Origin of the sequence: Micromonospora zhanjiangensis (assembly GCF_042650605.1) — a bacterium.
Lineage (GTDB): Bacteria > Actinomycetota > Actinomycetes > Mycobacteriales > Micromonosporaceae > Micromonospora_J > Micromonospora_J zhanjiangensis.
Genome location: NZ_JBHSBN010000080.1, coordinates 1 through 4,124 on the forward strand (window position 1 = coordinate 1; position 4,124 = coordinate 4,124).

Sequence of the window (4,124 nt, forward strand, 5' to 3'; positions counted from 1 at the left end):
TCTTCTGTTGTGATCAACCTTGCTTCGACAACAAGATGATCAACCAGGAGCCACGGGCACCCTCACGCCGGGGTCCACCCTGGACAGACTGACGGCCTCAGCCGACCCCCATCAACTTCGGTGAGCCAACATTGAGCCGTTGGATTGATTTCCGGATGGAACGACAGCGTGTGGTCACCGGACCAACCAAGATCGCTGCGGTGCTCGATGAGGCTGTCCTACGTCGCCTTGTCGGTGGCCCGTCGACGATGAAGAAACAGCTCGAACATCTGGGCACATTGTCCCGGCGGCCCAACGTCGACATCCGCGTACTTCCGTCAGAGCTGGCCCTACATGCCGGCATGGACGGCGCCTTTACCGTCTTCTCCTTGCCGCCGCCCTACCCGGCGGTGGCCTACATCGAGAACCTTGGCGGTCGGCTTTACATGGAAGCACCGAAGTCTGAGCGGTTCGTTCGCGCGTACGATCGCCTTACCGAAGCTGCCCTCGACGTGCACGCGTCGGCGGAGCTGATCGCGAAGATCGCGGAGGAGTTGTCATGAGCGAGCCCCAGTCCACAGTCGCCTGGCACATCAGCACCAAGAGCAACGACAACGGAGGGAACTGCGTCGAGGCAGGTCCGGTGCTGGACGGCTCCGGCCGGGTGGCCGTCCGGCACAGCAAGGCCCCCGACGCGGCGGTGATCGTCTACACCCGCGAGGAGTGGGACGCCTTCGTCGGCGGCGTCAAGGAGGGCGAGTTCGACTTCTGACCTGGCTCCTGACCGGGCGGGGGCGGCGACGCCACACCAGGCGTCGCCGCCCCGAGCAGTTCGTTCACCTCGACGCAGATTGACGACACATCTTCACGCCGCAAGGGCATAGCGGCCCGTGGATGTATCTCATAGGCTCCTTCAACATCGGACATGCCGGAAGATCGGGGAGGGCCTATGAGCGCAGCCGAAATGATCGCGCGGCTGACCGCAGCGACGCAGAAGTTGAACGAAGCGAAGGCCAAGGCAGCGGCGGCGGCTCAAGACGCTAACGAAGCCAGAACGCTCGTCGCAGGTGCGCTGGAGGGTGCCGCATCCAAACAGTTGGTTGACATGGTCGGCGGCGTGGTGGAGCACTTGAGCCACGCCGGGCAGGCGGCGGCTTCTACGACGCAGCAAGTCCAGCAGACGATTGCCCGGGTTCAAGCACTGGGAAACTGACGCCGGGTGCTGGCAGCGCAAGGAGCCAGGCACCCGCCATCAGGCCCGCGGTACCGGAGCCGCGTCCCGGCCTCGATCGGCCCAAACGGCCGAGCCAGGAAAAGAGCGATCAAGCCACGTTCGACCGTTGGGTTCGTATCGCGGACACTGCGGCGGCCTACACGCCCAAGGGAGTCGGGCTGGCAGGCGGGATCGTGGGCGTCTGGGTTGCCTCGCCGAACAAGGCTGTTGCCACAGGAATCATCGCCGTAGGTGCTATAGCTGACTTCGGCTCAACGTGGTGGGATCGGTTCAAGCAGCGAAAGGCGACGCAGAATGCGAATCGACGAGCGGGTTGAAGGACGACTCCGGGAGTGCTACAGCGGCGCGATCGCTAAGGACTCCGACCTGATCACCGCCGCTCTGGCCGGCATCACGAAGGAGGACACCGCTCACCTGTTGGGTCTCGGCCTCTTCGTAGTGGGCTTCGTGGTCAAGGATGTCCTGCGGGAGGACCTGACCGACGAGAGCATCCGCGACCTGGCCGACAAGATCGTCACGAAACAGGCCGACTGGATAGACCTCGGAGACGCGTCTGAGGTGACGGCGTTCCTGAAGGCAGCGGCAACCGGTGACCGCCAGCTCGCCGGCCTCGGCGGCGAAGACATCACCGGACTCGTGATCGTCTGTGGGGCGCACCTGCTCAACTACTACCGCTTGGACGGCCAGCGATGGTTCCAGTACCTGGACGAGATCTGGTCGATCTTGGAGTCAACGCCTGAGCCGACTTCTCAGGACGACCCCGTTGCGTAGTGGCGAGGTGAAGCAGAACGCTCCATGCCTGCGCGCTGGCAAGTGCATATTGTGCACCCAAGGCTTCGGCTTCGTGTTTATTCTTCAATGCGGTAAGATATTCGGATGCTTCCAGTCGCTGCGCTTCCACTTCTTCTGAGGTTCTTCGACGGTATTGATGCTTCCGTTTCCCGCAAGCTCATGCGCAAGATTCCGTGGAATGAGGCGGCTATTACGCAGGAGCTTTGTGATCTTCTTGACGAGGATTACGCAGAGGACTACCACCTGCCGTATTCGTTGGAGCAGTTTCGTTGCGACCTGGCTCTCACTATGCCGCTTGTGAAGGTTGATTTCGCGATTCAAACACACCAGTATTCGGCTCAGATGGAGCACTGGGTAACGCAATCCGACATCGGAATCGTGCTTGAGTATCGGGATCGCTTCTTGCCGGATAATTCTTGGACTAGCTCGCTCCTCTTGCAGGCGAAGCGCCTATTTCCGCCACGTCCGCTGACCCATTACTCTGAAGCCTCCAGGTTCGGGTCGCTCGACTCGAAGCAGCATAACCGAATCCTAGAGCTCAACAATCTGATTGGCTGTGATCTTGTCAAATATCTCCTCTTCTGCCCTCGCCCGTCGTCTTTGGATGAGCTGACGGCCGCGAAGCTGGCGCACCTGCGCAACCTTTCAATGGGAGGGAGAATATTCGACTTCGCGAGTGGGCTCGCGCTGCACCGTGAGCTTGAGTCGGGGGGTGAGACATTGGCAGCCGGGGTCTTTGTTGCGGATGTGGATGCGTTACCCAAGACTCTTAAAGAGACACATGAAATGGTTTTTCGGGCCACCTTACCGCTGGCCTGGCTATTAACGCTCGAATTCGCGGGGGGATGGAAGTCGGACGATGAGTGGTCTGGCCCTCTCGCTGGGGTTAAACGCGCCGATCTCGATACTGAGCATAACCGTATCGTTGACGGGATCGTGACAGGGGACACGGAAGTGACCAAATTTATCGGGGATCGGCTTGGACGACAAGTAAACTTCAGACCACTCCCAGTTCTCCCGAGACATACAATCTCAATCAGAATTGAGGCAGGCGGTCAAGGGGACTCTGAGCTGCGGCGCATCTCTATACAATGAGTGTTTTACGCGCGGATTGGATAGATTTAGCAAAGGTCAATTTGTTCGCCATTGTGCTTGACCTGTCACGTGGCGAGGGTCGGGCATGCGCATTGTGCCCAGGGCATCAATCTGACCCGTCACGGCCGCCGTGACTAAAGCATTCTTGTGCTCGGACAAACTCTCCAGTTGTTTGACAATTAATTCCCGAAGGGCTTGATGTTTTGCGAGCTTCTCGCGAGCGGCTAGTTGGAAATCTTGCTGATCTTCTTTGGTGGGAGTCGGGATCATGATCCTTTTTAAATCCCAGATGTTAATGCCTTTGACGGTCGCCCCAGTAATTCGTGCTTGTATTTCTGCACTAATTGATGGCGCTTGCAAGATCAGCTCCAGCCAATCAGGATCGATGTCTCGGGCTGGAGAAATGCGCGCCGCGTCTTGTGTTAGATTGGCTCCGGCTAGTTCATCAGGGACTCGCGCTACTTCCCCCACGCTACCCCGGATTGCAATGACAAGATCTCCGCCACGGAGACGTGACTTGGCGTATCGGGACTCAATCTCGTGAGATGTCCGGTTGAGTGTCTGCAATCGCAGTCTATTGGCGGAAACATCTCCGCCCTTAACTACTGGCACGCCGTCCTTGACGTTCGGGCCGGGAAGAACGATACCATACATGATGGGTCGATCTCTGCTTACGAGAAATGAGAGTGGCCGCCAAGACCATGCGCGTCCGGACTCTTTCAGTCGCTCTACAAGAAGCAGTTCAAGTATCGTTGACCGTCGCGCCTCGATCAACTCTAAAGCCGAGCGCCGCGCCGAGGCTGTTTTCTCAATTCGCTCAACTTCGGCATCGAGAAATCGGCTGATCCCTCGTTGCGTCTCAAATGGGGGGAGTGGCACCCTGAGTTGTTCAATGTCGGCTCAGCGAAGTTAGCGGGGGTTGAGGTGTCCTCGGGTTCGTCGAGTGGTGGCGCAGCGGGTGCGTAGTCGCTGATTGATGGGGTTGCGGAAGCCGTAGGCGTCGCGGGCGACGGTCTTGATCACT

Annotated in this window: 6 protein-coding genes; 5 read left to right on the top strand and 1 reads right to left on the bottom strand. The window is 59.0% G+C overall.

Going from position 1 to position 4,124, the window contains the following annotated elements; all coding sequences use genetic code 11:
* Positions 1-131 precede the first annotated feature (131 nt).
* From ACFOX0_RS33895 to ACFOX0_RS33915, 5 genes are all read left to right on the top strand, one after another.
* Positions 132-542, top strand: coding sequence for a DUF5753 domain-containing protein (locus tag ACFOX0_RS33895; RefSeq protein ID WP_377553732.1), 411 nt, complete (start codon positions 132-134; stop codon positions 540-542).
* A complete protein-coding gene (locus tag ACFOX0_RS33900; RefSeq protein WP_377553734.1) occupies positions 539-751 on the top strand; it encodes a DUF397 domain-containing protein in 213 nt (70 codons plus the stop codon). The genes ACFOX0_RS33895 and ACFOX0_RS33900 overlap by 4 nt, the downstream gene beginning before the upstream one ends.
* 177 nt (positions 752-928) lie before the next feature.
* Positions 929-1,192, top strand: coding sequence for a DUF6244 family protein (locus ACFOX0_RS33905; RefSeq protein ID WP_377553736.1), 264 nt, complete (start codon positions 929-931; stop codon positions 1,190-1,192).
* A 315-nt stretch (positions 1,193-1,507) separates the two neighbouring features.
* Complete coding sequence (locus ACFOX0_RS33910; protein WP_377553738.1) at positions 1,508-1,984, top strand: hypothetical protein; 477 nt, start codon at positions 1,508-1,510, stop codon at positions 1,982-1,984.
* 105 nt (positions 1,985-2,089) lie between these two features.
* Complete coding sequence (locus ACFOX0_RS33915; protein ID WP_377553740.1) at positions 2,090-3,100, top strand: hypothetical protein; 1,011 nt, start codon at positions 2,090-2,092, stop codon at positions 3,098-3,100.
* A gap of 36 nt (positions 3,101-3,136) precedes the next feature.
* Here ACFOX0_RS33915 and ACFOX0_RS33920 read toward each other — a convergent pair whose 3' ends face one another.
* Positions 3,137-3,754: a restriction endonuclease subunit S gene (locus ACFOX0_RS33920; protein ID WP_377553742.1), complete on the bottom strand. Its 618-nt coding sequence runs from the start codon at positions 3,752-3,754 to the stop codon at positions 3,137-3,139.
* Positions 3,755-4,124 lie beyond the last annotated feature (370 nt).

What these genes read in the sequence shown, in the direction of transcription:
- ACFOX0_RS33900 (WP_377553734.1), top strand. Translation starts at nt 539, where the DNA reads ATGAGCGAGCCCCAGTCCACAGTCGCCTGGCACATCAGCACCAAGAGC.
- ACFOX0_RS33905 (WP_377553736.1), top strand. Translation starts at nt 929, where the DNA reads ATGAGCGCAGCCGAAATGATCGCGCGGCTGACCGCAGCGACGCAGAAG.
- ACFOX0_RS33910 (WP_377553738.1), top strand. Translation starts at nt 1,508, where the DNA reads ATGCGAATCGACGAGCGGGTTGAAGGACGACTCCGGGAGTGCTACAGC.
- ACFOX0_RS33915 (WP_377553740.1), top strand. Translation starts at nt 2,090, where the DNA reads ATGCTTCCAGTCGCTGCGCTTCCACTTCTTCTGAGGTTCTTCGACGGT.
- ACFOX0_RS33920 (WP_377553742.1), bottom strand. Translation starts at nt 3,754, where the DNA reads ATGTATGGTATCGTTCTTCCCGGCCCGAACGTCAAGGACGGCGTGCCA.